This is a genomic window from Escherichia sp. E2586 (assembly GCF_005781105.1).
In the GTDB taxonomy this organism is placed as follows: Bacteria; Pseudomonadota; Gammaproteobacteria; order Enterobacterales; family Enterobacteriaceae; genus Escherichia.
Genome location: NZ_VATN01000020.1, coordinates 1 through 766, shown reverse-complemented (window position 1 = coordinate 766; position 766 = coordinate 1). Strand labels below are relative to the sequence as shown.

Genomic DNA, 766 nt, shown 5'->3' with positions numbered 1-766 from the left:
GCGCCAGCGGCTGAAAATGCTGGGCGACCGTAACAGCAACTGTCTGAATCTGTACTACGACGACCGGGGACGCATCACTGAAATCAGCGGCGAACAGCAGCGTCCGTGCATCCGTCTGTATTACGAACTGGCGGCGCATCCCCGGCGGGTGACACAGATTTATCAGCATTTCCCTGAGGCTGCTCCTTTACTGCTGCGTCGTTACAGCTATGACGAGGCCGGCCACCTGAACGGCGTGTACGACAGCACGGGGCACCTGCTGCGTGAGTTTGCTTACGACGAAAACCACTGCATGACGCTGCACCGCCAGCCCGGCGGCGAAGGATATTATTACCAGTGGGGCTGGTATGAAGGGCCGGATGATGCAGGCTGGCGCGTGACGGGCCACCATACCGACAGTGGTGCACGATACCGTCTGGACTGGCGGATGGCTGAACGTGTGGTATGCGTGACAGACGGGATGGGCCGGACCCGCTTTCATCAGTGGGATGCACAGAATCAGGTGACGGCGTACCAGGACGAAGCCGGGCAGGTGATGACGTTCCGCTGGAGCGACGAAGAACGACTGTTGCTGGGGATGACCGACGCTCAGGGCGGCAAATGGCGCTATGTGTATGACCGACTGGGGCATATCACGGAGACGCACGACCCGCTCGGGCGGGTGACACAGACACAGTGGCACCCGGTGTGGCACGAACCGGAAACGGAAGTGGATGCAGGGGGGAACAGCTGGCGCTGTGAGTACGATGAACGCGGCAATCTTCTT

Annotated in this window: 1 pseudogene; it reads left to right on the top strand. The window is 60.6% G+C overall.

Going from position 1 to position 766, the window contains the following annotated elements:
- A pseudogene (locus tag FEK50_RS24570) lies at nucleotides 1-766 on the top strand (RHS repeat protein); the annotation flags it as partial.